Consider the following 26,144-nt stretch of genomic DNA (forward strand, 5'->3'; position numbering starts at 1 on the left):
CAAACTCAAGATTTCAATGCTTCGGCAAGTTTCGCGATTTTGCCGCGAATCGAGCCATCGATAACCAGGTCGCCGGCGCGGATGACAACGCCCCCTATCAGGGATTTGTCTTCCTCGACTTGCAGGCGCACTTCCCGGTTGAGTCGTGCACTGAGAACCTTGGCGAGTTTGTCTTGCTGTTCTTGGTTCAATGCAAAAGCACTGGTCACTTCCACGTCTACCGATTTCTCTTGCTCGGCCTTGTACAGGTCGAAAAGAGCGGCGATCTCCGGCAGAAGCGGGAGACGGTCGTTTTCGGCTACAACGTGAATGAAATTCTGTGCCTTGGCATCGAACTTGTCGCCGCACACGTCAATGAACGTGGCGGCCTTTTCTGCGCTCGTCAGTCGCGGGGCCTTGAGCACGCGCTGCATGGTGTCGTCTTGCGACACCGCTGCTGCCAGGCCGAGCATGGCTGACCAATTGGCCAGTTGCTGGTGGGCCTGAGCGTGCTCGAAGGCCGCCTTAGCGTAAGGTCGGGCCAACGTGGTCAGTTCTGCCATGATCGCCCTCGCTTAGATTTCAGCAGCCAGTTTGTTTACCAGCTCTGCGTGCGCGTTTTGATCGATTGTGGCACCCAGGATCTTCGAAGCACCGCCAACGGCCAGGGCACCCACTTGGGCACGCAGCGCGTCTTTGACACTGTTGAGTTCCTGTTCGATCTCGGCTTGAGCCTGAGCCTTCACACGGTCAGCTTCGACGCGAGCCTGTTCACGGGCTTCGTCGACAATCTGCGTACCGCGTTTCTTGGCTTGCTCGATGATTTCAGCTGCCTGAGCTTTCGCTTCGCGCAGTTGCTGACCCACTTTCTCATGGGCCAACTCCAGGTCGCGAGCTGCTCGGCTGGCAGCGTCCAGACCATCAGCGATCTTCTTTTGACGTTCGTGCAATGCCGCAATGACCGGAGGCCATACGAACTTCATGCAGAACAGTACAAAAATCAGGAACGCAACGGACTGGCCAATCAGGGTCGCATTAATGTTCACGCCAACACCTCGCAGTTACGTTGTCCATCACACCAGATTACTCGGAAGATCCGAATAATCAGCCAGCGATCTGACCAACGAACGGGTTCGCAAAGGTGAAGAACAGAGCGATACCAACACCGATCATGGTTACGGCGTCGAGCAGACCGGCAACGATGAACATCTTCACTTGCAGCATTGGAACCATTTCCGGTTGACGCGCAGCGCCTTCCAGGAATTTGCCGCCCAGCAGGCCGAAACCAATTGCGGTACCCAGTGCGCCCAGGCCGATCAACAGTGCAACAGCGATAGCGGTTAGACCAACTACAGTTTCCATCTTTCCTCCCGACTTTTACGTCGTATGGTTTAGGTTTTTTAGATTAAAGCGGTAAAACAAATCGTTTCATCAAGCCCGTTCGGGCCCCTTCCCGTTTGACCGGGAAGGACATCAGACTAGTCGAGACTGGCCTTAATGGTTTTCTTCGTGCGCCATCGACAGGTAGACGATGGTCAGCATCATGAAGATGAACGCCTGCAAGGTGATGATCAGGATGTGGAACACTGCCCACGCCCATTGCAGCACCACGCCCAGGCCGCTGAGCCAGAGCAGGCCGCTGCCGAACATCACAGCGATCAGGATGAACACCAGCTCGCCGGCATACATGTTGCCGAACAGACGCAGGGCCAGAGAGATTGGCTTGGCGATCAGGGTCACGAATTCCAGAAGGAAGTTCACCGGGATCAGCAGTGCCTGAACAAGGATGTTCTTGCTGCCGAACGGGTGCAGGGTCAGTTCGCCGATGAAACCGCCGATGCCCTTGACCTTGATGCTGTAGAAAATGATCAGTGCGAACACCGAGAACGCCATGCCCAGGGTCGCGTTCGGATCGGTGGTCGACACGGCGCGGAACGGGATATGGGCATCGCCGGAGATCAGGATGGCCAGTTGAGGAATCCAGTCGACCGGTACCAGGTCGATGGCGTTCATCAGGAACACCCAGACGAAGATGGTCAGTGCCAGCGGTGCGATCACCGGGCTACGGCCATGGAAGCTGTCTTTCACGCTGCCATCGACGAATTCGACCAGTACTTCAACGAAGTTCTGCAGTGCACCAGGCTGACCGGAAGTCGCTTTCTTTGCCGCCATGCGGAAAAGAAGAACGAAGATCAGACCCAACGCGACCGACCAGCCGAGGGTATCGACGTGGAAGGCCCAGAAGCCCATTTCTTTAGCTTCTGCTGCAGTGTGAGCAAAGCCCCAGCTGCCATTGGGTAGCTGACCGAAGGTCAGGTTCTGCAAGTGGTGCTGGATATAGCCCGAAGCGGTTGTCTCTGCCATGGTTGCCTCAAACGCCCTAAGGTCTCGAAAGTCTTGTTCTCATTAGCAGGGGAGCGAACCAGCTGACCATCTGGGTCAGCAGGAACACGCCGAATACAGCCAGCGGCGCCAATGGCTTCACACCTGCGAACGTCAGTGCAAACAGCACTGCCGTCAAAATCAGTTTCCCCGCCTCGCCGGCATAAAAGGACCGGACGATGGCTTGGGCTGCTCGGGCGCCGGAAAACCGAAATGCCCTGTGAGCGAAGTAAATATTGGGAAGCAAGGCTATCAGGCCTCCGCAAAGACCCGAGTATCCGGCGACGACTCCTTTCCATTGCCAGAGCGCCAACGCGGCGATCAGTACAACGACGAACTGGGTCAATAACACCGGAAAAACAGCCAGACGATGGAACGGCAAGCGGTTTGGCGTGCGTGTTTCCATCGCTTTTACTCTCCAATGGTCGGCTGCCGGAATTCAATAACTTGGCATAATTTGTGCCGACAAAATGCGCGCAGAGTATAGGGGCGGTTCTGCCCCTATTCAACCTCAAGGTAGTGATTTCCGACTGCGCGCTACAAGGGCAATTGTTTCAGCGAATGTGCGCAAGAACACCTTGCAGCTCATCGAGGGAGTTATAACCGATCACCAGTTGCCCTTTGCCCTTCTTTCCGTGGCGAATCTGCACCGCAGAGCCCAGGCGCTCGGCCAGGCGCTGCTCCAGGCGAGCGATGTCCGGATCGGGTTTTGGTGCTTCGACAGGGGCGGGTTTGCCGCTCAGCCATTGACGAACCAGTGCCTCGGTTTGGCGCACGGTCAGGCCGCGTGCGACAACATGTCGCGCCCCTTCAACTTGTTGATTTTCCGGCAAACCGAGCAAAGCCCGGGCATGGCCCATCTCCAGGTCGCCGTGGGACAGCATGGTCTTGATGACTTCCGGCAAGGCGATCAATCGCAGCAGGTTGGCCACGGTCACCCGGGACTTGCCCACCGCTTCGGCGACCTGTTGCTGAGTCAGCTGGAACTCCTGCTGCAAGCGCTGCAAGGCCACCGCTTCTTCGATCGGATTGAGGTCCTCGCGCTGGATGTTCTCGATCAGCGCCATGGCGATCGCGGTTTCATCCGGTACGTCGCGGACCATCGCCGGGATGGTTTCTTGGCCGGCTTGCTGGCTCGCGCGCCAGCGGCGTTCGCCGGCGATGATCTCGAACCGCCCATTGGCAATCGGCCGGACCACTATCGGCTGCATCACGCCTTGGGTCTTGATCGACTGGGCCAGTTCTTCCAGCGCTTGCGGGTCCATGTCCCGACGCGGCTGGTATTTGCCACGCTGGATCAGGTCCAGCGGCAAATGCTGCAATTCGCGCTGATCGACCTGGACTGCCTGTTCTTCAAGCGAACTGACAGTCGGACCGCTGAGCAGCGCATCCAGTCCACGTCCGAGACCTCGTTTCTTGACGGCCATGGGGTTTCCTTAAGTTGGCTGGGCTGCAGCGATGCGTGGCTGGCGGCGTTGACGGCGAACCATCTCGCCCGCCAGGGCCAGGTAGGCCAGCGCGCCACGCGATTGTTTGTCATAGGCCAGGGCCGGCATGCCATAGCTCGGCGCTTCGGCCAGGCGGATGTTCCGCGGAATGACCGTGTCGTAGAGCTGCTCGCCGAAATGCTCCTTGAGCTGGGCCGACACGTCGTTCATCAGGCTCAGGCGCGGGTCGTACATCGTGCGCAACAGGCCTTCGACTTTCAGCTCTGGATTCAACAGCTCAGCGATACGCTTGATGTTATCCACAAGGTCGCTCAACCCCTCGAGGGCGAAGTATTCACACTGCATGGGGATAATCACCCCATCGGCGGCAACCAACGCATTGAGGGTCAGCATCGACAGTGACGGTGGGCAGTCGATCAGGATGTAGTCGTAATTTTCACGAACCGGCGCCAACGCGCTGCGCAGGCGGCTCTCCTTCATCTGCATTTCCAGCAGCACCACTTCTGCCGCCGTCAGGTCACGGTTGGCCGGCAGCAGCTGGTAACCACCATGCTCGGAGAAATGCATGGCCTGGCCCAGGTCGCACTCACCGATGAGTACATCGTAGATGGAGTTTTCCAGGCCATGTTTATCCACACCGCTGCCCATGGTGGCGTTGCCCTGTGGATCGAGATCGATCAACAGCACCCGGCGCTTGGTCGCGACCAGGGATGCTGCGAGGTTGATGCAGGTGGTGGTCTTGCCCACACCACCTTTCTGGTTCGCTATCGCGAATACCTTAGCCATTCTTGCTTGTGTTCCCAATCATGCCGTGCGGCGCAGTATCAGCAGATGGCGTTGGCCTTGGCAACCGGGTACGGCCAAGGCGTGTTCGCTATCGAGGTGGAAGTCTGCCGGCAATGCTACCAGCTCATCGGCCGGATGAACGCCCTTCATTGCCAGCCAGCGTGTATCGGCGTCGCCCAGGTGGCGCGTCCAGTTGCTGAAGTTCTCCATACTGCTGAAGGCCCGGGAGATGATTCCGTTGAAAGGCTCTGCAGGCTGAAACGCTTCGACGCGGCTGTGGATAACTTGCAGGTTATCCAGTTTCAGTTCGAGTTTGACCTGGGTCAGGAAGCGAGTTTTCTTGCCGTTGCTGTCCAGACAGGTCACTTGCGAACCGGGAAACAGGATCGCCAGCGGAATACCAGGCATACCGCCGCCGCTACCGACGTCGAGCCAGCGACCGTCTTCGATGAAAGACATCACGCTGAGACTGTCGAGCAAGTGTCGCGAGACCATTTCATCCGGATCGCGCACGGCGGTCAGGTTGTAGGCCTTGTTCCATTTGATCAACAACGCCAGGTAACCCAGCAACTGCGCGTGCTGGGCTTCGGTGAGGCTGACGCCGAGCTCACGGGCACCTGTGGATAATTCTTCAGCGTGTTGCGAGGTGACCATCGAACTCAAGCGCTTTGCTCCAACTGGCGGCCCGCGCCGCGTTTTTTCAAATGAATCATCAACAGCGAAATCGCCGCCGGGGTAACGCCGGGGATGCGCGATGCCTGGCCGAGGGTCTCGGGACGCGTTGCACCGAGCTTGCTCTGGATTTCTTTCGACAGCCCTGAAATGCTCGTGTAGTCGATATCCACAGGCAGCCTGGTGTCTTCACTGGCGCGTAGACGGGCAATTTCGTCCTGTTGACGATCGATGTAACCGGCGTATTTGGTCTTGATCTCGACCTGTTCGGCCACTTGCGGATCTTCCGCGCCCTGGCCAGTGACTTCCACCAGCCCGACGTAATCGATTTCCGGCCGGCTCAACAGGTTGAGCAAGTTGTATTCATGCGTCAGCGGAGTGCCGAATTTCGCCGCGATGGCATCGCCCTGCTCGGTACCGGGACGAACCCAGGTGCTCTTCAGGCGCTGCTCTTCCAGCTCGATACTCTCGCGTTTCTTGCAGAACGCAGCCCAACGCACGTCATCCACCAGCCCCAGCTCGCGACCTTTCTCGGTCAGGCGCAGGTCGGCGTTGTCCTCACGCAGGATCAGGCGATATTCGGCGCGGGACGTGAACATCCGATACGGTTCCTGGGTACCCAGCGTAATCAGGTCGTCCACCAGCACACCGATATACGCCTCATCGCGACGCGGGCGCCAGCTGTCTTTGCCCTGGGCGCGCAATGCCGCGTTGGCTCCGGCCAACAATCCTTGGGCACCCGCCTCTTCGTAACCGGTGGTGCCGTTGATCTGCCCGGCGAAGAACAGACCGCCGATAACCTTGGTTTCCAGGCTGTACTTCAGATCGCGCGGATCGAAGTAGTCGTACTCGATCGCATAACCCGGACGCACGATGTGAGCGTTCTCCATGCCACGGATCGACTGGACGATCTGCAACTGCACATCGAACGGCAGCGAGGTGGAGATCCCGTTCGGATACAGCTCATGGGTCGTCAGGCCTTCGGGCTCGATGAAGACCTGATGGCTTTCCTTGTCGGCAAAGCGATGGATCTTGTCTTCGATGGACGGGCAATAGCGCGGGCCGACACCTTCGATTTCACCGGCAGCGGAATACATCGGCGAACGATCGAGGTTCGCTGCAATGATTTCGTGGGTGCGGGCATTGGTGTGGGTGATCCAGCAACTGACTTGCCGTGGATGCTGTTCCTTGTTGCCCATGAACGACATCACCGGGATCGGCGTATCGCCAGGCTGCTCGGTCATGACCGAGAAGTCCACGGACTTGCCGTCGATACGCGGTGGCGTACCGGTTTTCAGCCGACCAACGCGCAGCGGCAATTCACGCAGGCGTTGAGCCAGGGCGATTGAGGGCGGGTCACCAGCGCGACCGCCGGAAAAGTTCTGCAAACCGATGTGGATAAGTCCGCCGAGGAAGGTCCCGGTGGTCAGTACCACGGAATCGGCGAAGAACCGCAGGCCCATTTGCGTGATGACACCGCGTACCTGGCCCTGCTCGACAATCAGATCGTCAGCCGCTTGCTGAAATATCCACAGGTTCGGCTGGTTTTCCAGGATTTCACGGACAGCAGCCTTGTACAGGATTCGGTCTGCCTGGGCGCGAGTGGCACGCACCGCTGGACCTTTGCGGCTGTTCAACACGCGAAACTGGATACCACCTTTGTCAGTGGCCATGGCCATCGCGCCGCCGAGGGCATCGATTTCCTTGACCAGGTGGCTTTTGCCGATGCCACCAATGGCCGGGTTGCAGCTCATGGCGCCGAGGGTTTCCACGTTATGCGTCAGCAACAGGGTTTTTGCCCCCATGCGTGCTGATGCAAGTGCTGCCTCGGTACCGGCATGACCGCCGCCGATGACGATCACTTCAAAACGGGAAGGGAAATCCACCACGCACCTCGTGCCTGCTTAATTCAGGTAATTCGGAAATAGGTTTTGAGTCTGGCCCTGGGCGTTTTTCGAGCCAGGTCGGCAAGTATAGGGACTTCGTCCTTTCTAAAGAACCCTTTGCACAAAATTTAACCAGCTGTGGAGAACTCGCGGTTAAAAAAATAAAAAAGAAAGAAATTTATAGAATCTTTGTTTTTATGTTTATTCTTACTGAGCAACAGTTCTGTGGATAAGGTCCTGTAAGCCTTTATATTCAAGCTGTACAGAGAATCAAAACCCTGTGCTCATCTGGCCATGAGGCCGTTGGATAACCGGTGTAAGCCTGTGGATGAATGAGTTGGTTATCCACAGAGGCAGTTATATCCAGTTTTCAAGGCTGCTTATCAACCGACCTCAGTGGCAGTTATTCACAGGGCTTAATCCACAGGCGATCGCTCACGGCCAAGCCGCCGCAGGGGCAATCGTATTGAGAAGGAAGAGGGGAACCGGGCTTGATTGGCTGTCAGCAGCAGCCCGGTTGGACGGGATTGGCGTTATTTGCCGATGCAGAAGCTGGAGAAGATCCGCCCCAGCAAGTCATCGGAACTGAAGGCTCCGGTAATTTGACCCAGGGAATGCTGCGCTTGGCGCAGATCTTCGGCCAGCAACTCACCGGCGCCTGCCAGGGTCAGCTGCGCACGACCGTGCTCCAGGGCAGCGCTGGCGTGACGCAACGCTTCAAGATGCCGGCGGCGAGCGCTGAAGCTGCTTTCCGATGTCTGCTCATAGCCCATGCAGGCCTTGAGATGATCGCGCAGTAGCTCCAGGCCTTCACCGGCCGCCTTCGCGCTCAGGCTGATAGTGACGTGGCCATCGTCGCTCACTTCGAGGGCTATCGCTTCGCCCGTCAGGTCTGCCTTGTTGCGAATCAAGGTGACTTTTGCCGGATCCGGACGAACCTCCAGGAATTCAGGCCACAGAGCGAAAGGATCGCCTGCTTCCGGCGCAGTGGCATCCACCACCAACAATATGCGATCAGCCTCGCCAATAGCCTTGAGGGCCCGCTCCACGCCGATTTTCTCGACCTGGTCGTCGGTATCGCGCAAGCCCGCGGTGTCCACGACGTGCAGCGGCATGCCGTCAATGTGGATATGTTCACGCAGGATGTCCCGGGTGGTGCCGGCAATCTCGGTGACGATGGCAGCTTCGCGCCCGGCCAGGGCGTTCAAGAGGCTGGACTTACCGGCGTTGGGGCGGCCGGCAATCACCACTGTCATACCGTCGCGCAACAAAGCCCCCTGCCCGGCCTCTCTCAAGACTGTGGATAATTCATCGCGCACCTTGTCGAGCATGCTCAACACGTGGCCGTCGGCGAGAAAATCGATTTCCTCCTCGGGGAAATCGATGGCCGCCTCGACGTAGATCCGCAGACCGATCAGTTGCTCGGTAAGGTTATGCACACGCTGTGAAAACGCTCCCTGTAATGACCGTAACGCATTGCGTGCAGCCTGCGCAGAACTGGCTTCGATCAGATCGGCGATCGCCTCGGCCTGGGCCAGGTCGAGTTTGTCATTGAGAAAGGCCCGCTCGCTGAACTCACCCGGCCGGGCCAGGCGGCAACCCAACTCGAGGCAACGCTGGAGCAGCATGTCCAGGACGATGGGGCCGCCATGCCCCTGCAGTTCCAGCACATCCTCGCCGGTGAATGAGTTCGGCCCAGGGAAATACAAGGCCAGGCCTTCATCGAGGACATGTTTGTCAGCGTCTAGAAAAGGTCCGTAGTGAGCGAAGCGCGGTTTCAGGTCGCGGCCGCTGATAGCCTTGGCCGCAACGCCAGCCAAAGGCCCCGAAATACGGACGATGCCGACCCCGCCGCGACCTTGGGCGGTGGCGACGGCGGCGATGGTTTCACGCGGTGCGCTCATAAACCGGTATCCAGACAAAAATGGCAGATAGCAAAACGCCCCACTAGGGGGCGTTTTGTGTGGTTATCCACAGGGCAAGTTACGCCTCGGCTTTTTTCGTGGCCGCTTCGATCTTACGCGTGATGTACCACTGCTGAGTGATGGACAACACGTTGTTCACAACCCAGTACAGCACAAGACCGGCCGGGAACCACAGGAAGAAGAAGGTGAAGATGATCGGCATCATTTTCATGACCTTCGCCTGCATCGGGTCCGGAGGTGTCGGGTTCAGCTGCTGCTGGATGAACATGGTGGCGCCCATGATGATCGGCAGGATGAAGAACGGATCCTTGATCGACAGGTCGGTGATCCACAGCATGAACGGTGCCTGGCGCATCTCCACGCTTTCCAGCAGAACCCAGTAAAGCGCGAGGAACACCGGCATCTGTACAAGAATCGGCAAGCAACCACCCAGCGGGTTGATCTTCTCTTTCTTGTACAGCTCCATCATGGCCTGGGACATTTTCTGCCGGTCATCGCCATGCTGTTCTTTCAGGGCAGCCAGTTTCGGTGCCACTGCACGCATGCGCGCCATGGATTTGTAGCTGGCCGCCGACAATGGGAAGAAAATACCCTTGATCAGCATGGTGAGGAAGATGATCGACCAGCCCCAGTTGCCGACGATGCTGTGGATATGTTGCAGCAACCAGAAGATTGGCTGGGCAATGAACCACAGGAAACCGTAGTCGACGGTCAATTCCAGGCCAGGGGACAACTGCTTCAGCACGGCTTGGCTTTTCGGACCGGCATACAAAATGGCGCTGGTCTCGACTTTTGCACCTGGCGCTGCAGTCAATGCAGGGCCGGTATAGCCGACGATGTAGTTGCCTTTACTGTCCTTGCGCGTCTGGACGACATTGTTTTCGCCCTTCTGCGGAATCCATGCCGTTACGAAGTAGTGCTGCAACCAGGCAACCCAGCCACCCTGAACGGTTTCTTTCAGCTGAGCCTTGTCCATGTCCTTCATGGACACTTTTTTGTACGGCTCCGAACTTGTCCACAGGGCAGCGCCCAGGTAAGTCGCGGTACCGGTGGCGGTGCTGGACGAAGGATCGTCACTGGCGTCGCGCTTCAACTGCGCGAACATCGCACCCGACCAGGGCTGAGCGCTCTGGTTGTCTACCAGATAGGAAACAGTCACGTCATACAGGCCGCGTTTCAGGGTGAAACGCTTGATGTAATTGACGCCGTCCTTGCTGAACTTCAGGTCGACGACCAGTTGGTCCTGGCCGTCAGCCAGCTGATAGACCTTCTTCTCGGCGGAATAAACCGGACGACCGGCCGGATTGGCATCCGGGCCATTGGCACCAATCAGGCCACTTTGAGCCAGATAGGTCCGCTCGTTACCGTTGTCGAACAACTGGAACGGGATTTCCGGGTGATCCTGGCGACGCGGATACAGCGGCAGCTTCAATTGAGCGACATCACCACCTTGTGGATCGATTGCCAGCTCGAGCACATCCGTCTTGATCTGAATCAGGTCCTTGCTGGCCGCCACAGGGGCTTCGGCAGGGGCGCTGGTGTCGCTTGCCGCGCGCGGGACATCGTCATTGCTGGCGGTGTTATTGCCAGTTGTTGTATCCGGCAGACTCGGTGCGGTATTGCTGGCTGCAACATTCTGAGTCGGCAGGGCAGCCTGGCCATAGTCCTGGTTCCATTTAAGGACCATGACGTAGGACACGATTGCCAGGGCGACGATCAGGATCGTGCGTTTGATATCCATGATTACTCGGCCATCGAAGAAGAACGGGAGGTAGGGATAGGCGGAACCGGGTCATAACCGCCGGGATTCCACGGATGACAGCGACCTAAACGACGAAAGGTCAGCCAGCCACCGCGCAGAAGACCATGATTTTCTATGGCTTCATACGCGTAGCAGGAACAACTGGGGTAGAAACGACAGTGGCTGGCCATCAGGGGACTAATGGCATAGCGATAAAACTGGATCGGAACGAGTGCCAGTTTACGCATCGGTGCTGTCTACCCCTACAGTCTCGGTGTTGGCTACCGGTGCTGGCTTGTTACGAGCCAGGCGTTTCCAGAGCTTGCCGAAATGCTGAATCAATTCGGGGTTTTCTACGTCACCCAAACCTTTGCGCGCGACGATAACAATGTCCCAGCCGACCAGTGAATCCTGGTTCAGGCGAAACGATTCGCGCATCAGACGTTTGAGGCGATTGCGCTGAACAGAGAGCTTGACGCTCTTTTTCCCGATAACCAGCCCTAGGCGGGGGTGATCGAGATCGTTGCTGCGCGCAAGGAGCAGGAGATTTTTCCCCGGAACCTTGCCGGTAGGGGAGTCAAAGACTGCCTTGAAATGCCGGGGTGTAAGCAGACGCTTTTCCCGACTGAAGTCCTGACTCACCTCCAGTGCCGGATTATCAAACTGCCAGACGCGCACGACCTTTGGCGCGACGACGCGACAGGACGGCACGACCGTTCTTGGTAGCCATGCGAGCACGGAAACCGTGGGTACGAGCGCGTTTGATAGTGCTTGGTTGGAAAGTACGTTTCATGTCGTGTTACCTGGTTCGTCCACAACGGGCCGGAATGGCCCCCGTTTTAAGAGACCGGGGATTCTAGAGAAAGCAAGCCTCTAGGTCAATTTCCAACCAGCGTTTCCTTTAAATAGATATCCAGCCCTCCTTTGCGGATTCGACGCAGACCGCTAGATATAGAAATAAAGAAGGGAATTATTTAAGGCTTTTCTGTAAAGCTTATAAAAGCTGGCAAGCCACCTCCCTGTGGATAACCATATCAAGGCCTTACAAACCGCTGTGTACAGAGAATGACAACTACAGTGGAAAGCGGTGACAACCCTGTGCTGCGCTGTCGGATAAGCTGTGGGTGGAACGGGTAGTTATCCACAGACAGGTTATCCACTGAGTTTGCCCCCCAGTTGTACAACGAGCTCAGGGTTGGTTATCCACAGGGCTTATCCACCGACCGTCCGTCGTCTTTCGTTCCGTTAAGGCATTGATAAATCATGGGCGATGCGCAACCTGCATGTGGATAAGTGAGCGGCTGATCGCTACAATGGCCGCTTGTTTTTGCCTCACCGGCTTTCAACTCAGGGGATATCCGTGTCAGTGGAACTTTGGCAGCAGTGCGTTGAGCTTTTGCGCGATGAGTTGCCTGCCCAACAATTCAACACTTGGATCCGTCCACTACAGGTCGAAGCCGAAGGCGACGAGTTGCGCGTCTATGCGCCGAACCGTTTCGTTCTCGACTGGGTCAACGAAAAGTACCTTGGCCGGGTCATGGAACTGCTCGATGAGCATGGCAATGGCATGGCGCCTGCGCTGTCCCTGTTAATAGGCAGCAAGCGCAGCTCGGCACCGCGCGCGGCACCCAATGCGCCGCTGGCCGCTGCTGCGTCACAGGCGCAACAGGCCACTACGCCACCGACCAACAACCATGCCGCACCGACGCCCGCGCCTGCCCCGGGCAAACGCAACACTCAGAAGGTCGCCGAAATCAGCGAGGAGCCCTCCCGGGACAGCTTCGACCCAATGGCCGGTGCGAGCTCCCAGCAGGCACCGGTACGCGCTGAACAACGGACGGTCCAGGTCGAAGGTGCGCTCAAGCACACCAGCTACCTGAACCGGACCTTTACCTTCGAGAACTTCGTCGAAGGCAAGTCCAACCAACTGGCCCGGGCTGCAGCCTGGCAGGTGGCGGACAATCCCAAGCACGGCTACAACCCGCTTTTCCTTTATGGCGGCGTCGGCCTGGGTAAGACCCACCTGATGCACGCGGTGGGCAACCATCTATTAAAGAAGAATCCGAATGCCAAGGTCGTCTACCTGCATTCCGAGCGTTTCGTGGCTGACATGGTCAAGGCGTTGCAACTGAACGCCATCAACGAGTTCAAGCGTTTCTACCGTTCGGTGGACGCCTTGCTGATCGACGACATCCAATTTTTCGCTCGCAAGGAACGGTCTCAGGAAGAGTTTTTCCACACCTTCAACGCATTGCTTGAAGGTGGGCAGCAGGTCATTCTTACCAGCGACCGCTACCCGAAAGAGATCGAAGGCCTCGAAGAACGCCTCAAGTCACGTTTCGGTTGGGGCCTGACGGTGGCCGTAGAGCCGCCGGAACTGGAAACCCGCGTCGCGATCCTGATGAAGAAGGCCGACCAGGCCAAGGTCGAGCTGCCTCACGATGCAGCGTTCTTCATTGCCCAGCGTATTCGCTCGAACGTGCGTGAGCTGGAAGGTGCATTGAAGCGGGTGATTGCCCACTCTCACTTCATGGGTCGCGATATCACCATCGAGCTGATCCGCGAATCCTTGAAGGACCTGCTGGCGCTGCAGGACAAGCTTGTCTCTGTGGATAACATTCAGCGTACCGTTGCTGAATACTACAAAATCAAGATTTCCGATCTGCTTTCCAAACGCCGCTCGCGTTCGGTGGCACGACCGCGCCAGGTGGCCATGGCCTTGTCCAAGGAGCTGACCAACCACAGCCTGCCGGAAATCGGCGATGTGTTTGGCGGACGCGACCACACCACCGTGTTGCACGCCTGCCGCAAGATCAACGAACTTAAGGAATCCGACGCGGACATCCGCGAGGACTACAAGAACCTGCTGCGTACACTGACCACTTGATGACCACCAGCGCAGCTTATTAAGGCAAGGGACTAGACCATGCATTTCACCATTCAACGCGAAGCCCTGTTGAAACCCCTGCAACTGGTCGCGGGCGTCGTCGAACGCCGCCAGACCTTGCCGGTACTTTCCAACGTGCTGCTGGTTGTCGAAGGCCAGCAATTGTCGCTGACCGGTACCGACCTGGAAGTCGAGCTGGTCGGTCGTGTCCAACTTGAAGAGCCGGCCGATCCGGGTTCCATCACCGTGCCGGCGCGCAAGCTGATGGACATCTGCAAGAGCCTGCCAAACGACGCGCTGATCGACATCAAGGTCGATGAGCAGAAGCTCGTGGTCAAGGCCGGTCGTAGTCGCTTCACCTTGTCGACCCTGCCAGCCAACGATTTCCCGACGGTGGAAGAAGGCCCGGGCTCGCTGACCTGCAGCCTGGAACAAAGCAAGCTGCGTCGCCTGATCGAGCGGACCAGTTTCGCCATGGCCCAGCAGGACGTGCGTTATTACCTCAACGGCATGCTGCTGGAGGTCTCGGCCGGCATCATCCGCGCCGTGGCGACTGACGGTCACCGCCTGGCGATGTGCTCCATGCAAGCCGATATCGGCCAGCCGGATCGTCACCAGGTCATCGTGCCGCGCAAAGGCATCCTGGAGCTGGCGCGCCTGCTGACCGAGCCGGATGGCAACGTCAGCATCGTCCTGGGCCAGCATCACATCCGCGCGACCACCGGCGAGTTCACCTTCACTTCGAAACTGGTGGACGGCAAATTCCCTGACTACGAGCGCGTCCTGCCCAAAGGTGGCGACAAGCTGGTACTTGGCGATCGTCAGGCGCTGCGCGAAGCCTTCAGCCGCACCGCGATCCTGTCCAACGAGAAGTACCGCGGCATTCGTCTGCAACTGGCCAACGGTCAGCTGAAGATCCAGGCGAACAACCCGGAGCAGGAAGAAGCGGAAGAAGAAGTAGGCGTGGAGTACAACGGTGGCTCCCTGGAAATCGGCTTCAACGTCAGCTATCTGCTGGACGTATTGGGCGTGATGACCACCGAGCAGGTACGTCTGATCCTGTCCGACTCCAACAGCAGTGCGCTGGTGCAGGAATCCGACAACGACGATTCGGCTTACGTTGTCATGCCGATGCGTCTGTAATCAGAATCAGCTAGATGTCCTTAAGTCGCGTCTCGGTCACCGCGGTGCGCAATTTGCACCCGGTGACCTTCTCCCCCTCCCCCCGCATCAATATCCTTTACGGCGCCAACGGCAGCGGCAAGACCAGCGTCTTGGAAGCTGTGCATCTGCTTGGGCTTGCCCGTTCGTTTCGCAGCACCCGCCTATTGCCGGTCATTCAGTACGACCAACTTGCATGTACGGTGTTTGGGCAGGTTGAACTGGCTGAAGGTGGTCACAGCGCATTGGGGATTTCACGGGACCGGCAGGGCGAATTCCAGATTCGCATCGATGGGCAAAATGCCCGTAGCGCAGCACAACTGGCGGAAATCCTCCCGTTGCAGCTGATCAATCCGGACAGTTTTCGGTTGTTGGAAGGGGCGCCGAAGATTCGTCGGCAGTTTCTCGACTGGGGTGTGTTCCACGTGGAACCACGTTTCATGGCCACGTGGCAGCGCTTGCAGAAGGCGCTGCGCCAGCGAAACTCTTGGCTGCGACATGGTACACTTGACGCCGTTTCGCAGGCGGTTTGGGACAGAGAGCTGTGCCAAGCCAGCGCCGAAATCGATGAATACCGCCGCGCTTATATAAAAGCCTTGAAACCGGTCTTCGAACAGACCTTGAGCGAACTGGTTGAGCTTGAGGGACTGACGCTCAGCTATTACCGAGGCTGGGACAAGGACCGGGAGTTGAGCGCCGTGCTGGCTGGGTCACTGCAGCGTGATCAGCAGATGGGACATACCCAGGCCGGACCACAACGTGCTGACTTGCGTCTCAGACTGGGCGCACACAATGCCGCGGACATATTGTCCCGCGGTCAGCAGAAGTTAGTGGTGTGCGCCTTGCGTATCGCCCAAGGGCACTTGGTCAGCCAGGCCCGTCGCGGTCAGTGTATTTATCTGGTGGATGACTTGCCGTCCGAACTGGACGAGACCCACCGCCGTGCGCTTTGCCGCTTGCTGGAAGACTTACGCTGCCAGGTATTCATCACCTGTGTAGACCACGAATTATTGAGGGAAGGCTGGCAGACGGAAACGCCAGTCGCTCTGTTCCACGTGGAACAGGGCCGTATCACCCAGACCCACGACCATCGGGAGTGAAGGCATTGAGCGAAGAAAACACGTACGACTCAACGAGCATTAAAGTGCTTAAAGGCCTGGATGCCGTACGCAAACGTCCCGGTATGTACATTGGTGACACCGACGATGGCAGCGGTCTGCACCACATGGTGTTCGAGGTGGTCGACAACTCCATCGACGAAGCCCTTGCCGGTCATTGCGACGACATCAGCATCATTATCCACCCGGATGAGTCCATCACCGTTCGCGACAACGGCCGTGGCATCCCGGTAGACGTACACAAAGAAGAAGGCGTTTCCGCGGCTGAGGTCATCATGACCGTATTGCACGCCGGCGGTAAGTTCGACGACAACTCCTACAAAGTCTCCGGCGGTCTGCACGGTGTAGGTGTGTCGGTTGTAAACGCGCTGTCCGAGAAGCTTGTTCTCACTGTTCGCCGCAGCGGCAAGATCTGGGAACAGACCTACGTCCACGGCGTGCCTCAGGCGCCGATGGCAATCGTTGGCGACAGTGAGTCCACGGGGACCCAGATTCACTTCAAGGCCTCCAGCGAAACCTTCAAGAACATCCACTTCAGCTGGGATATCCTGGCCAAGCGGATTCGTGAGCTGTCCTTCCTGAACTCCGGTGTCGGCATCGTCCTCAAGGACGAGCGCAGCGGCAAGGAAGAGCTGTTCAAGTACGAAGGCGGCCTGCGGGCATTCGTCGAGTACCTGAACACCAACAAGACCCCGGTCAACCAGGTGTTCCACTTCAACGTCCAGCGTGAAGACGGCATCGGCGTGGAAATCGCCCTGCAGTGGAACGACAGCTTCAACGAGAACCTGTTGTGCTTTACCAACAACATTCCGCAGCGCGATGGTGGTACTCACCTGGTGGGCTTCCGTTCAGCGCTGACGCGTAACCTGAACAACTACATCGAACAGGAAGGGCTGGCGAAGAAGCACAAAGTCGCCACCACCGGTGACGACGCCCGCGAAGGTCTGACCGCGATCATTTCGGTGAAGGTGCCGGATCCGAAGTTCAGTTCCCAGACCAAGGACAAGCTGGTGTCTTCCGAAGTGAAGACCGCCGTCGAACAGGAGATGGGCAAGTACTTCTCCGACTTCCTGCTGGAGAACCCGAACGAAGCCAAGCTGGTGGTCGGGAAGATGATCGACGCCGCCCGTGCCCGTGAAGCGGCGCGCAAGGCCCGTGAGATGACTCGCCGCAAAGGCGCGCTGGACATCGCCGGCCTGCCAGGCAAACTGGCCGACTGCCAGGAGAAGGACCCTGCCCTGTCCGAGCTGTACCTGGTGGAAGGTGACTCTGCTGGCGGTTCCGCCAAGCAGGGCCGCAACCGTCGTACCCAGGCGATCCTGCCGCTCAAGGGCAAGATCCTCAACGTCGAGAAGGCGCGCTTCGACAAGATGATCTCGTCCCAGGAGGTCGGTACGCTGATCACCGCGCTGGGCTGTGGCATCGGCCGCGAAGAGTACAACATCGACAAGCTGCGCTATCACAACATCATCATCATGACCGACGCCGACGTCGACGGTTCGCACATCCGCACCTTGCTGCTGACGTTCTTCTTCCGTCAGTTGCCGGAGCTGATCGAGCGCGGCTACATCTATATCGCCCAGCCGCCTTTGTACAAGGTCAAGAAAGGCAAGCAAGAGCAATACATCAAAGACGACGACGCCATGGAAGAGTACATGACGCAGTCGGCCCTGGAAGACGCGAGCCTGCACCTGAACGAAGATGCCCCAGGCATTTCCGGTGAAGCCCTTGAGCGCCTGGTGAATGACTTCCGCCTGGTGATGAAGACCCTCAAGCGCCTGTCACGCCTGTACCCGCAGGAACTGACCGAGCACTTCATTTACCTGCCGGCCGTCAGCCTCGAGCAACTGTCCGACCACGCAGCGATGCAGGACTGGCTGGCCCAGTACGAAGTACGCCTGCGTACCGTGGAAAAATCCGGCCTGGTCTACAAAGCCAGCCTGCGTGAAGACCGTGAGCGTAACGTCTGGCTGCCGGAGGTTGAACTGATCTCCCACGGTCTGTCGAACTACGTCACCTTCAACCGCGATTTCTTCGGCAGCAACGACTACAAGACCGTCGTATCCCTCGGCGCGCAACTGAGCACGCTGCTGGACGAAGGTGCATACATCCAACGTGGTGAGCGCAAGAAAGCCGTGACCGAGTTCAAGGAAGCCCTTGAATGGCTGATGGCCGAAAGCACCAAGCGCCATACCATCCAGCGATACAAAGGGTTGGGTGAGATGAACCCGGATCAGCTGTGGGAAACCACCATGGACCCGGGCTCGCGCCGCATGCTGAAAGTGACCATCGAAGACGCCATTGGCGCGGACCAGATCTTCAACACCCTGATGGGTGATGCGGTCGAGCCCCGTCGTGACTTCATCGAGAGCAACGCGTTGGCGGTGTCCAACCTGGATTTCTGATCCGGCTTGCCCTGCCCCAACGAAAAAGGCCAACGCTCATGCGTTGGCCTTTTTTTATGCTAACTGGCTACCGAAGCCTCACTGCCTGCCGCCACACTCTCCAACCGATATCCGTAACCGTAGATCGTCAACAACTGCCAGCCGCGATCAGCGGTTAGCCCGAGCTTGTTGCGCAGGCGATAGATGTGGGTGTCGAGCGGGCGCGACGACGTCATTTCTTCATGGGTCCAGAAGCGCTCATAAAAATATTCCCGTGACAGCGGCCGGCCCAGGTTGGCGAACAGGCAGCGGGCCAGGCGGTACTCCCGTTCAGTCAGGCTGATCGGGATACCGGCGCGGGTAACGGTCAATTCGGCATCGTCGAATTCGAGGTCATTGAACACCAGCACTTCAGTGGTCGGGGTGCGTTGCAGGTTGTGACGCCTTAGCACCGCGGTGACCCGGGCCTTGAGTTCGTTGGGACGGAAAGGTTTACTGACGTAGTCATCGGCACCGGCGTTGAGGGCCTGGACGATGTCATGCTCGCCGTCGCGGCTGGTGAGCATGATGGCCGCGGGTGGCGAGTCCATGTGCTCACGTGTCCAGCGCAGCAAGGACAAGCCACTGATGTCAGGTAATTGCCAGTCCAGGATCAACAGGTCAAACGTTTCCCTGCGCAGTTGTCGCAGCAGGTCTTCACCCCGTTCGAAACTGTGCAGTGTCCAGGCGGGCTCTCCCCTGCCGGGAATTTGCTGCAGTGTCTGTTCCACCCGGCGCAACTCCGCCGGTTCATCGTCCAATATGGCGACACGCATGGAATGCGATTCCTTGGTTCCAAGAATAACGGACGTTCTCAGCTGGCAATCAAAAGCAGCCGGTGGCTGGTTCGTCGTCGTTGAGCTGTCACTGGCTGCGACAATACCGGCTCGCGATGCGAAGTGAAAGGCAGCCGCATTGCCATCATCAAGTCCGTTATAGTCTTGGCCGCAGCTGTGAGCTGGAGGCTGCCTGCATGTACAAACCGTCCCGATCTTCCGCCAAGGTACTTATGAACCCTCCGCGTCGCCGTGAAAGCCGTGAACCGACCCAGGTGCAGCGATTGTTCCGACAATTGATGCGTGAAGGATTGTGGATAAGTCTGTTGTTACTACCGATGACCGCGCTGGTTTCGTTCAGTCTGCAATCGGCACGCAACGGGCCGGGCGCTGCATTGCTGTCGGTGTGTCTGGTTGGCTGTGTATTGGGTTTGCTGCTGTTGCGCCCGCACTTCGCATTGAGCGCGACGTTGGGCGGAATGGGCCTGGCCCTGCTACTCAGCGCATTGCTGGGTGCACAGGGTTGGGCGTGGTCGCCGGTGGCCAGCCTGTTGGGCATGCTGCTGGGTTATCTGGTCTGGAACTGGCGGCGCCTGAGCGTGGTGTTGGCTTATTTCGGCTGGGAGCTGGCGCGCCTGGATGCGGAACCCAAGGTCTTCCCGGAGCGCCGGCGCGCTTCCTACACCGGCAGTGATCGCCTGCAGGGTCAGATCATGGCCTTGGAACAAGCCATGAGCCGAACCCGGGACACGCGCCGATTTATTGCCGACGGCCTGGAGTACCTGCCGGTAGCAACGATGATCAGCGATCCACAGGGCAACCTGTTGCTGGGTAATCGCAAGGCTCGCGAGTTGTTCGGTCACGCTTTGGTGGGCAGTGATGTGCTGGAGGAATTGGCGCGGTTGGGTTATCCGGCATTGGTCCACTCCCCTGCACATCGCTTGTCGACGTTGCCACTGGTTGAATTTCGCGATACCCGCGAGCGCAGCTTGCGACTGGAACGTGCCGCGCTGTTGCCGGTGGACGGTGATGTGCCCATTGGCTGGCTGCTCAGCCTGACTGATCTGAGCGCTGAACGGGAAGCCGAAGAGCAGCGCAGCGTCATGCTTCGTTTTCTCTCCCACGATTTGCGCGCGCCCCATTCGGCGATCCTGGCGCTGCTCGATGTGCAGCGGCATCAGGCCGGTGCCGACAAGCCGCTATTCGACCAGATCGAGCGCCAGGTGCGCCGCGCCTTGGAGCTGACCGATGGGTTTGTGCAGTTGGCCAAGGCCGAGTCCGAGGCCTACCAGTTCCAACCGAGCCTGTTCGCCATGCTGGTGCTGGACGTGATCGACCAGGCATTGCCTGTTGCCCAAGCCAAAAATATTCGGTTGGAGCACCAACTGGACGAAGAAGAAGCGCTGATCAGCGCTGATCAATCCCTGCTGACCCGCGCCCTGTTCAACTTGTTGGAGAACGCCATCAAGTACAGTGCGCCCGACACGTGTATAGCGTTGCAGGTCCGTTGTGCTCAGGGCTGGTTGACGTGTGACGTCGTTGATCAGGGCAAGGGCATCGGCGCGCAGGAACTGCCGGATCTGTTCGTCCAGTACCGACGGTTTTCCTCGGCCCATGGCGTGGATGGCATCGGTTTGGGGCTGTCGATGGTCAAGGCGGTCGTGGACCGTCATGGTGGGCAAATCGATTGCCGTAGCGTGGTAAACGAAGGCACTACGTTCAGCCTGCGCTTTCCGTTGTTGGAGGAATAAAAAAAGATCGCGGCCTTGGTAAGGCAGCGACCTTTTTCAGTGCGCTATAAAAACTTATGCACCTCGTACAAGGTTTTAGGTGTTTAAGAAATATGTATTAAAAACAGTGAGTTAAACGTTAAAACTGACGAAATCCGAAAAAACGGTACACAGGTTATCCACAATTCTCATACAGCCAACTTGTCCGCCGCGGCCGGCGCAGCAGGGGCCGGAGGAAGCGAGCCCAATTCCCGTTGCGTCTGTTCATTCCAAGCCTGTACACGGTCGTTCAGCTCGGCAATCGCGCGCGGCCCACTGCCCTCTGCATACATGGGGGCGCCGATGACCACGGTGATAACGCCTGGTGTTCTGACCCAGCCGGCCTTGGGCCAGAATTTGCCCGCATTGTGTGCAATCGGCAGCACCGGCAGGCCGGCGTTTACCGCCAGTGCGGAGCCACTGCGGGAAAACTTGCCGATCGTCCCGTAAGGTACGCGGGTGCCCTCGGGAAAGATCAGTACCCAAACGTTGTCCTTGAGCAGCACATCGCCTTTTTGCGCTACCTGCTTAAGGGCAACCTTCGGGTTGTCACGGTCGATGGCAATCGGGCGCAGCATCGCCATGGCCCAGCCGAAGAACGGTACAAACAGCAGCTCGCGCTTGAGCACCTGGCTCAACGGTTCGAAATAAGCCGAGAGAAAGAAGGTCTCCCAGGTGCTCTGGTGGTTGGACTGGATGACGCAAGGGCGCTCAGGCACATTCTCGGCACCTTTCACTTCGTAGCGGATGCCCAGAAACACCTTGCTCAGCCAGAGTGCGCAACGGCACCAGTAAACATTGATGAAGCGGTAGCGCGTCCTGAACGACATGAACGGCGCGACAAAAAAACTCAACGTGCACCACAACAAGGAACTGGTGCCCAGCAGCAGGTAAAAGAGGAAGCTTCTGATGGCCTGCAATATCGACATAGCGGCGTTTACCATTGCGGGCAATGCCCGCCTGTTCAAGCGCTTCCCGAACAATCCTTGATCAGGATGTCTTGGGAGCTCTAATTGTGGATAAGTTCAGCGGCAACCGCCGCCAGGTCGTCAAAAATCAAGGTGCCCACCGGTAGGGTCTTGCCCAGAGTCTTTTCGCCTTTTCCGGTCTTGACCAAAACTGGCTGACAATCGACGGCCTTCGCCGCCTCCAGGTCACCGAGGCTGTCGCCGACAAACCACACGCCCGACAGCGCAACGTCATAGTGAGCGGCGATGGTTTTCAGCATGCCGGGCTTGGGCTTGCGGCAATCGCAGCCTTCGTCCGGCCTATGTGGGCAATAAACGATCAGCCCGATGTCACCGCCCTGCCCGGCCACCAGCTCACGCAAGCGTTCATGCATGGCGTCGAGGACGGCGAGTTCGTAGTAACCGCGCGCAATGCCCGACTGGTTGGTGGCGACCGCCACCGTCCAGCCGGCCTTGCTCAACTGCGCGATGGCCTCGATGGAACCGGGGATCGGCAACCACTCCTCCACCGACTTGATGTAAGCGTCGGAGTCGTGATTGATTACTCCGTCCCGATCGAGAATCAGCAGTTTCAAGACTTACCCCAACAGCGAAATATCGGCAACACCGAGGAACAACCCACGCAGACGCGCCAGCAGCGCATAGCGGTTGGCTCGCACATTGGCGTCTTCGGCATTGACCATCACCGCTTCGAAAAACGCATCCACCGGTTCACGCAATGCCGCCAGGCGCGCCAGGGTTTCGCTGTACTGACGCGCCGCTGCCATCGGCTGGACTGCCTGGTCCGCCTGCTGGATCGCCGAGTACAGGGAGAACTCATTGGCGTTGTCGAAGTACTTGGCTTCAACGACGGCCGCAATGTTGCCTTCGGCCTTGCTCAGCAGGTTCGACACGCGCTTGTTCACCGCCGCCAGCGCTGCCGCTTCCGGCAGTTTGCGGAACGCCTGCACTGCCTGTACGCGTTGGTCGAAGTCCAGGGCAGAGCCCGGTTTCAGGGCTCGCACCGACAGGTAGGTCGCGACGTCGACACCTTCGTCTTCATAACGCGCACGCAGGCGGTCGAAAATGAATTCCAGCACCGCGTCGGCCAGGCCGGCAGCCTTGACCTTGCTGCCGAACGCATTCACGGCGAAGGCCACGGCGTCGTTCAGGTCCAGGTCCAGCTGCTTGTCGATGAGGATGCGCAGCACGCCCAGCGCTGCGCGACGCAGTGCGTACGGGTCCTTGCTGCCGGTGGGCAGCATGCCGATACCGAAGATGCCGACCAGGGTGTCGAGCTTGTCCGCGATCGCCACGGCCGCACCGGTCAGGGTGGTCGGCAATTCAGCGCCGGCGCCACGCGGCATGTACTGTTCGTTCAGCGCCAGAGCAACATCCTGCGGCTCGCCGTCGTTGAGGGCGTAGTAGTAACCGGCGATACCTTGCATCTCCGGGAACTCACCGACCATCTCGGTGGACAGGTCGCACTTGGACAGGATGCCGGCACGTGCCGCGCGCTGGGCATCGCCGCCGATGCGTGGAGCGATGAAGGCTGCCAGTTTCGATACGCGCTCGGCCTTGTCGTAGACGCTGCCGAGTTTTTCCTGGAACACCACGTTGCGCAGGCGCTCGTTGAAGCTTTCCAGGGGCTGCTTCTTGTCTTGCTTGAAGAAGAACTCGGCATCGGTCAAACGCGGGCGCACGACTTTTTCGTTACCAGCGATGATCTGCTGCGGGTCCTTGCTTTCGATGTTGGCCACCGTGATGAAGCGCGGCAGCAACTTGCCTTCGGCGTCCAGCAGGCAGAAGTATTTCTGGTTGTCCTGCATGGTGGTGATCAGCGCTTCCTGGGGCACTTCAAGGAAGCGTTCCTCGAACGAGCACACCAGTGGCACCGGCCATTCCACCAGCGCAGTCACTTCGTCCAGCAGGTTGGCCGGCACGATAGCCGTGCCTTCCTGGGCGGTCGCCAGTTCTTCGGTGCGTTTGCTGATCAGCTCGCGGCGCTCGTTGGAATCGGCCAATACATAGGCAGCGCGCAGGTCGGCCAGGTAATTGGCCGGCGACGTGATACGCACGCTCTGCGGATGATGGAAACGGTGACCGCGAGAATCACGACCGGCCTTCTGGGCGAGGATCGTGCAATCGATGACCTGGTCACCGAGCAGCATTACCAGCCATTGGGTCGGACGCACGAACTCTTCCTTGCGCGCAGCCCAACGCATGCGCTTGGGAATCGGCAAGTCATTGAGGGAGTCTTCGACGATGGTCGGCAACAGGCTGGCGGTCGGCTTGCCCTTGATGCTCTGGCTGTAGCGCAGCTTCGGGCCGCTCTGGTCGATTTCGCTCAGATCGACGCCGCATTTCTTGGCGAAGCCCAGGGCGGCCTGGGTCGGGTTGCCGTCGGCATCGAACGCGGCCTGCATGGGCGGGCCGTCGAGGTTGATGCTGCGGTCCGGCTGTTGCGTCGCCAGGGCGGTGATCAGCACGGCCAGGCGGCGCGGCGCGGCGTAGACATGCTTGGTTTCGAAGTTCAGGCCAGCGGCTTGCAGGCCTTTCTCGATGCCGGCCAGGAATGCATCGGCCAGGGTGTTCAGGGCTTTGGGTGGCAGTTCTTCGGTGCCCAGTTCAACCAGAAAATCTTGAGCACTCATTGTGCAGCCTCCAGCTTAGCCAACACTTCATCACGCAGGTCCGGGGTCGCCATCGGGAAGCCCAGCTTGGCACGGGCCAGCAGGTAGGCTTGCGCGACGGAACGCGCCAGGGTGCGCACACGCAGGATGTATTGCTGGCGCGCGGTCACGGAAATCGCCCGGCGTGCATCCAGCAGATTGAAGGTATGAGATGCCTTCAAGACCATTTCATAACTCGGCAGCGGCAGCGGCTGGTCCAGTTCGATCAGACGCTTGGCTTCGCTTTCATAGAAATCGAACAACTCGAACAGCTTGTCGACGTTGGCGTGTTCGAAGTTGTAGGTCGATTGCTCCACTTCGTTCTGATGGAACACGTCGCCATACGTCACTTTGCCGAACGGACCGTCGGCCCATACCAGGTCGTAGACCGAATCCACGCCTTGCAGGTACATGGCCAGGCGTTCCAGGCCGTAGGTGATCTCACCGGTCACCGGGTAGCATTCGATGCCGCCCGCTTGCTGGAAGTAGGTGAATTGGGTCACTTCCATGCCGTTGAGCCAGACTTCCCAGCCCAGGCCCCAGGCGCCCAGGGTCGGCGATTCCCAGTTGTCTTCGACGAAACGAATGTCGTGCACCAGCGGGTCGAGGCCCACGTGTTTGAGGGAACCCAGGTACAGCTCCTGGAAGTTTTCCGGGTTCGGCTTCAGCACGACCTGAAATTGATAGTAATGCTGCAGGCGGTTCGGGTTTTCGCCGTAGCGGCCGTCAGTCGGGCGGCGGCTTGGCTGCACATAAGCGGCGTTCCAGGTTTCCGGGCCGATGGCACGCAGAAACGTGGCAGTGTGGAAAGTGCCGGCGCCTACTTCCATATCGTAGGGCTGAAGTACCACGCAACCTTGCTCGGCCCAGTATTGCTGGAGGGCGAGGATCAAGTCTTGGAAGGTACGCACGGCTGGCGTAGGCTGGCTCACGAAATTCACCTGTTTCTTGGGCTGCGATTTAAAGAGCGGGAGTATACCCGATTCGTTCGTGCGCACGCCCCCTGGAGCCTTATGCCACGCTGCTTTTGGTGTTCCGAAGATCCGTTGTACATGGCTTATCACGATCAGGAGTGGGGGACGCCGCTGCGCGATGCGCAGGGTTTGTTCGAGTTGCTTCTGCTCGAAGGGTTCCAGGCCGGTCTGTCCTGGATCACCGTTTTGCGCAAACGCGAACGTTATCGGGAAGTGCTCTACGGCTTCGATGTACAGCGGGTGGCGCAGATGAGCGACGCTGAAATCGATGAACTGATGCTCGACCCCGGCATTATCCGCAACCGCCTCAAGCTCAAGGCGGCGCGGCGCAACGCCCAGGCCTGGCTGGCGCTGGAAGACCCGGTGGCATTCCTCTGGTCGTTCATAGGCAACCAACCGATCATCAACCATTTCAAGGATCGCACCGAAGTGCCGGCCATCACCCCCGAGGCACTGGCGATGAGCAAAGGCCTGAAAAAAGCCGGGTTCACCTTCGTCGGCCCGACCATCTGCTACGCCTTGATGCAGGCCTCGGGCATGGTCATGGACCACACCCAGGACTGCGACCGCTACGCCGAGTTGGTAAACGGCGGTTAGA

At 58.6% G+C, this 26,144-nt stretch carries 25 protein-coding genes; 6 read left to right on the forward strand and 19 right to left on the reverse strand.

The features are described from left to right. Positions 1 to 5: 5 nt before the first annotated feature. The 14 genes from J3P89_RS28300 to rpmH all read right to left on the reverse strand — a co-directional run bounded on the left by J3P89_RS28300 (position 6) and on the right by rpmH (position 11,612). The gene (locus J3P89_RS28300) at positions 6 to 542 is read right to left on the reverse strand and encodes a F0F1 ATP synthase subunit delta (protein WP_003187192.1); all 537 of its coding nucleotides are present in this window, start codon (positions 540 to 542) and stop codon (positions 6 to 8) included. Between the two features lie 12 nt (positions 543 to 554). Beyond that, positions 555 to 1,025, reverse strand: a complete 471-nt coding sequence (locus tag J3P89_RS28305; protein ID WP_047230097.1) for a F0F1 ATP synthase subunit B — start codon at positions 1,023 to 1,025, stop codon at positions 555 to 557. 58 nt (positions 1,026 to 1,083) lie between these two features. After that, a complete protein-coding gene (atpE, locus tag J3P89_RS28310; RefSeq protein WP_003097235.1) occupies positions 1,084 to 1,341 on the reverse strand; it encodes a F0F1 ATP synthase subunit C in 258 nt (85 codons plus the stop codon). 132 nt (positions 1,342 to 1,473) lie between these two features. Continuing rightward, entirely contained in the window at positions 1,474 to 2,343 is an 870-nt protein-coding gene (atpB, locus tag J3P89_RS28315) for a F0F1 ATP synthase subunit A (protein WP_434602344.1), read from the reverse strand. A 16-nt stretch (positions 2,344 to 2,359) separates the two neighbouring features. Next, positions 2,360 to 2,767 carry a F0F1 ATP synthase subunit I gene (locus J3P89_RS28320; protein ID WP_305497745.1) on the reverse strand — a complete coding sequence of 136 codons (408 nt, stop codon included), beginning with the start codon at positions 2,765 to 2,767 and terminating at the stop codon, positions 2,360 to 2,362. 148 nt (positions 2,768 to 2,915) lie between these two features. Continuing rightward, on the reverse strand, positions 2,916 to 3,788 hold the full coding sequence (locus tag J3P89_RS28325; RefSeq protein ID WP_305497746.1) for a ParB/RepB/Spo0J family partition protein: 873 nt from the start codon (positions 3,786 to 3,788) through the stop codon (positions 2,916 to 2,918). A 9-nt stretch (positions 3,789 to 3,797) separates the two neighbouring features. After that, positions 3,798 to 4,595, reverse strand: a complete 798-nt coding sequence (locus tag J3P89_RS28330) for a ParA family protein (RefSeq protein WP_030139029.1) — start codon at positions 4,593 to 4,595, stop codon at positions 3,798 to 3,800. An 18-nt stretch (positions 4,596 to 4,613) separates the two neighbouring features. Beyond that, positions 4,614 to 5,249, reverse strand: a complete 636-nt coding sequence (rsmG, locus tag J3P89_RS28335) for a 16S rRNA (guanine(527)-N(7))-methyltransferase RsmG (RefSeq protein WP_434698070.1) — start codon at positions 5,247 to 5,249, stop codon at positions 4,614 to 4,616. A gap of 5 nt (positions 5,250 to 5,254) precedes the next feature. After that, positions 5,255 to 7,153 (reverse strand): tRNA uridine-5-carboxymethylaminomethyl(34) synthesis enzyme MnmG, encoded by a 1,899-nt coding sequence (gene mnmG / locus J3P89_RS28340; protein WP_434696341.1) that lies wholly within the window; start codon positions 7,151 to 7,153, stop codon positions 5,255 to 5,257. Positions 7,154 to 7,686: 533 nt separating this feature from the next. Continuing rightward, a complete protein-coding gene (mnmE, locus tag J3P89_RS28345; RefSeq protein WP_434696342.1) occupies positions 7,687 to 9,057 on the reverse strand; it encodes a tRNA uridine-5-carboxymethylaminomethyl(34) synthesis GTPase MnmE in 1,371 nt (456 codons plus the stop codon). 79 nt (positions 9,058 to 9,136) lie between these two features. After that, positions 9,137 to 10,819 carry a membrane protein insertase YidC gene (yidC, locus tag J3P89_RS28350; RefSeq protein WP_434602341.1) on the reverse strand — a complete coding sequence of 561 codons (1,683 nt, stop codon included), beginning with the start codon at positions 10,817 to 10,819 and terminating at the stop codon, positions 9,137 to 9,139. A gap of 2 nt (positions 10,820 to 10,821) precedes the next feature. Further along, positions 10,822 to 11,067: a membrane protein insertion efficiency factor YidD gene (yidD, locus tag J3P89_RS28355; RefSeq protein WP_010465488.1), complete on the reverse strand. Its 246-nt coding sequence runs from the start codon at positions 11,065 to 11,067 to the stop codon at positions 10,822 to 10,824. After that, entirely contained in the window at positions 11,060 to 11,461 is a 402-nt protein-coding gene (rnpA, locus tag J3P89_RS28360) for a ribonuclease P protein component (RefSeq protein WP_305501422.1), read from the reverse strand. The genes yidD and rnpA overlap by 8 nt, the downstream gene beginning before the upstream one ends. Before the next feature lie 16 nt (positions 11,462 to 11,477). Further along, complete coding sequence (gene rpmH / locus J3P89_RS28365) at positions 11,478 to 11,612, reverse strand: 50S ribosomal protein L34 (protein WP_003213577.1); 135 nt, start codon at positions 11,610 to 11,612, stop codon at positions 11,478 to 11,480. A 567-nt stretch (positions 11,613 to 12,179) separates the two neighbouring features. Between rpmH and dnaA the strand changes: the two genes are divergently transcribed. Genes dnaA through gyrB form a run of 4 tightly spaced genes read left to right on the forward strand, consistent with a single transcriptional unit; the run spans position 12,180 to position 18,390 of the window. Next, positions 12,180 to 13,706 carry a chromosomal replication initiator protein DnaA gene (gene dnaA, locus J3P89_RS28370; RefSeq protein WP_434696343.1) on the forward strand — a complete coding sequence of 509 codons (1,527 nt, stop codon included), beginning with the start codon at positions 12,180 to 12,182 and terminating at the stop codon, positions 13,704 to 13,706. A gap of 39 nt (positions 13,707 to 13,745) precedes the next feature. Further along, positions 13,746 to 14,849, forward strand: a complete 1,104-nt coding sequence (gene dnaN / locus J3P89_RS28375) for a DNA polymerase III subunit beta (protein WP_007903001.1) — start codon at positions 13,746 to 13,748, stop codon at positions 14,847 to 14,849. A 14-nt stretch (positions 14,850 to 14,863) separates the two neighbouring features. Continuing rightward, positions 14,864 to 15,967, forward strand: a complete 1,104-nt coding sequence (gene recF, locus J3P89_RS28380) for a DNA replication/repair protein RecF (protein WP_305497751.1) — start codon at positions 14,864 to 14,866, stop codon at positions 15,965 to 15,967. Positions 15,968 to 15,972: 5 nt separating this feature from the next. Continuing rightward, the gene (gene gyrB / locus J3P89_RS28385) at positions 15,973 to 18,390 is read left to right on the forward strand and encodes a DNA topoisomerase (ATP-hydrolyzing) subunit B (RefSeq protein ID WP_305497752.1); all 2,418 of its coding nucleotides are present in this window, start codon (positions 15,973 to 15,975) and stop codon (positions 18,388 to 18,390) included. A gap of 59 nt (positions 18,391 to 18,449) precedes the next feature. Here the strand turns inward: gyrB and J3P89_RS28390 are convergent, their stop codons facing one another. Next, positions 18,450 to 19,184, reverse strand: coding sequence for a response regulator transcription factor (locus tag J3P89_RS28390; RefSeq protein ID WP_434626899.1), 735 nt, complete (start codon positions 19,182 to 19,184; stop codon positions 18,450 to 18,452). A 233-nt stretch (positions 19,185 to 19,417) separates the two neighbouring features. Between J3P89_RS28390 and J3P89_RS28395 the strand changes: the two genes are divergently transcribed. Continuing rightward, on the forward strand, positions 19,418 to 20,935 hold the full coding sequence (locus J3P89_RS28395) for an ATP-binding protein (protein ID WP_434698071.1): 1,518 nt from the start codon (positions 19,418 to 19,420) through the stop codon (positions 20,933 to 20,935). Between the two features lie 167 nt (positions 20,936 to 21,102). Here J3P89_RS28395 and J3P89_RS28400 read toward each other — a convergent pair whose 3' ends face one another. From J3P89_RS28400 to glyQ, 4 genes are all read right to left on the reverse strand, one after another. Continuing rightward, positions 21,103 to 21,882: a lysophospholipid acyltransferase family protein gene (locus J3P89_RS28400; protein WP_434696344.1), complete on the reverse strand. Its 780-nt coding sequence runs from the start codon at positions 21,880 to 21,882 to the stop codon at positions 21,103 to 21,105. 80 nt (positions 21,883 to 21,962) lie between these two features. Beyond that, positions 21,963 to 22,496 (reverse strand): D-glycero-beta-D-manno-heptose 1,7-bisphosphate 7-phosphatase, encoded by a 534-nt coding sequence (gmhB, locus tag J3P89_RS28405; protein ID WP_434696345.1) that lies wholly within the window; start codon positions 22,494 to 22,496, stop codon positions 21,963 to 21,965. A 3-nt stretch (positions 22,497 to 22,499) separates the two neighbouring features. After that, positions 22,500 to 24,554, reverse strand: coding sequence for a glycine--tRNA ligase subunit beta (glyS, locus tag J3P89_RS28410; RefSeq protein ID WP_434696346.1), 2,055 nt, complete (start codon positions 24,552 to 24,554; stop codon positions 22,500 to 22,502). After that, positions 24,551 to 25,504 carry a glycine--tRNA ligase subunit alpha gene (gene glyQ / locus J3P89_RS28415; protein WP_022641565.1) on the reverse strand — a complete coding sequence of 318 codons (954 nt, stop codon included), beginning with the start codon at positions 25,502 to 25,504 and terminating at the stop codon, positions 24,551 to 24,553. Before glyQ ends, glyS begins: the two co-directional genes overlap by 4 nt. 81 nt (positions 25,505 to 25,585) lie before the next feature. Between glyQ and J3P89_RS28420 the strand changes: the two genes are divergently transcribed. Then, complete coding sequence (locus J3P89_RS28420; RefSeq protein ID WP_434696347.1) at positions 25,586 to 26,143, forward strand: DNA-3-methyladenine glycosylase I; 558 nt, start codon at positions 25,586 to 25,588, stop codon at positions 26,141 to 26,143. Position 26,144: the final 1 nt, after the last annotated feature.

The sequence above is a fragment of the Pseudomonas sp. Z1-14 genome (assembly GCF_051132005.1).
In the GTDB taxonomy this organism is placed as follows: domain Bacteria; phylum Pseudomonadota; class Gammaproteobacteria; order Pseudomonadales; family Pseudomonadaceae; genus Aquipseudomonas.

Coding starts and splice junctions, on each gene's coding strand:
- J3P89_RS28395 (WP_434698071.1), top strand. CDS start 19,418: ATGAACCCTCCGCGTCGCCGTGAAAGCCGTGAACCGACCCAGGTGCAG.
- recF (WP_305497751.1), top strand. CDS start 14,864: ATGTCCTTAAGTCGCGTCTCGGTCACCGCGGTGCGCAATTTGCACCCG.
- J3P89_RS28420 (WP_434696347.1), top strand. CDS start 25,586: ATGCCACGCTGCTTTTGGTGTTCCGAAGATCCGTTGTACATGGCTTAT.
- dnaN (WP_007903001.1), top strand. CDS start 13,746: ATGCATTTCACCATTCAACGCGAAGCCCTGTTGAAACCCCTGCAACTG.
- glyS (WP_434696346.1), bottom strand. CDS start 24,554: ATGAGTGCTCAAGATTTTCTGGTTGAACTGGGCACCGAAGAACTGCCA.
- J3P89_RS28390 (WP_434626899.1), bottom strand. CDS start 19,184: ATGCGTGTCGCCATATTGGACGATGAACCGGCGGAGTTGCGCCGGGTG.
- J3P89_RS28320 (WP_305497745.1), bottom strand. CDS start 2,767: ATGGAAACACGCACGCCAAACCGCTTGCCGTTCCATCGTCTGGCTGTT.
- atpE (WP_003097235.1), bottom strand. CDS start 1,341: ATGGAAACTGTAGTTGGTCTAACCGCTATCGCTGTTGCACTGTTGATC.
- mnmE (WP_434696342.1), bottom strand. CDS start 9,057: ATGAGCGCACCGCGTGAAACCATCGCCGCCGTCGCCACCGCCCAAGGT.
- J3P89_RS28300 (WP_003187192.1), bottom strand. CDS start 542: ATGGCAGAACTGACCACGTTGGCCCGACCTTACGCTAAGGCGGCCTTC.
- yidC (WP_434602341.1), bottom strand. CDS start 10,819: ATGGATATCAAACGCACGATCCTGATCGTCGCCCTGGCAATCGTGTCC.
- yidD (WP_010465488.1), bottom strand. CDS start 11,067: ATGCGTAAACTGGCACTCGTTCCGATCCAGTTTTATCGCTATGCCATT.
- J3P89_RS28400 (WP_434696344.1), bottom strand. CDS start 21,882: ATGTCGATATTGCAGGCCATCAGAAGCTTCCTCTTTTACCTGCTGCTG.
- J3P89_RS28330 (WP_030139029.1), bottom strand. CDS start 4,595: ATGGCTAAGGTATTCGCGATAGCGAACCAGAAAGGTGGTGTGGGCAAG.
- rsmG (WP_434698070.1), bottom strand. CDS start 5,249: ATGGTCACCTCGCAACACGCTGAAGAATTATCCACAGGTGCCCGTGAG.
- J3P89_RS28325 (WP_305497746.1), bottom strand. CDS start 3,788: ATGGCCGTCAAGAAACGAGGTCTCGGACGTGGACTGGATGCGCTGCTC.
- atpB (WP_434602344.1), bottom strand. CDS start 2,343: ATGGCAGAGACAACCGCTTCGGGCTATATCCAGCACCACTTGCAGAAC.
- rpmH (WP_003213577.1), bottom strand. CDS start 11,612: ATGAAACGTACTTTCCAACCAAGCACTATCAAACGCGCTCGTACCCAC.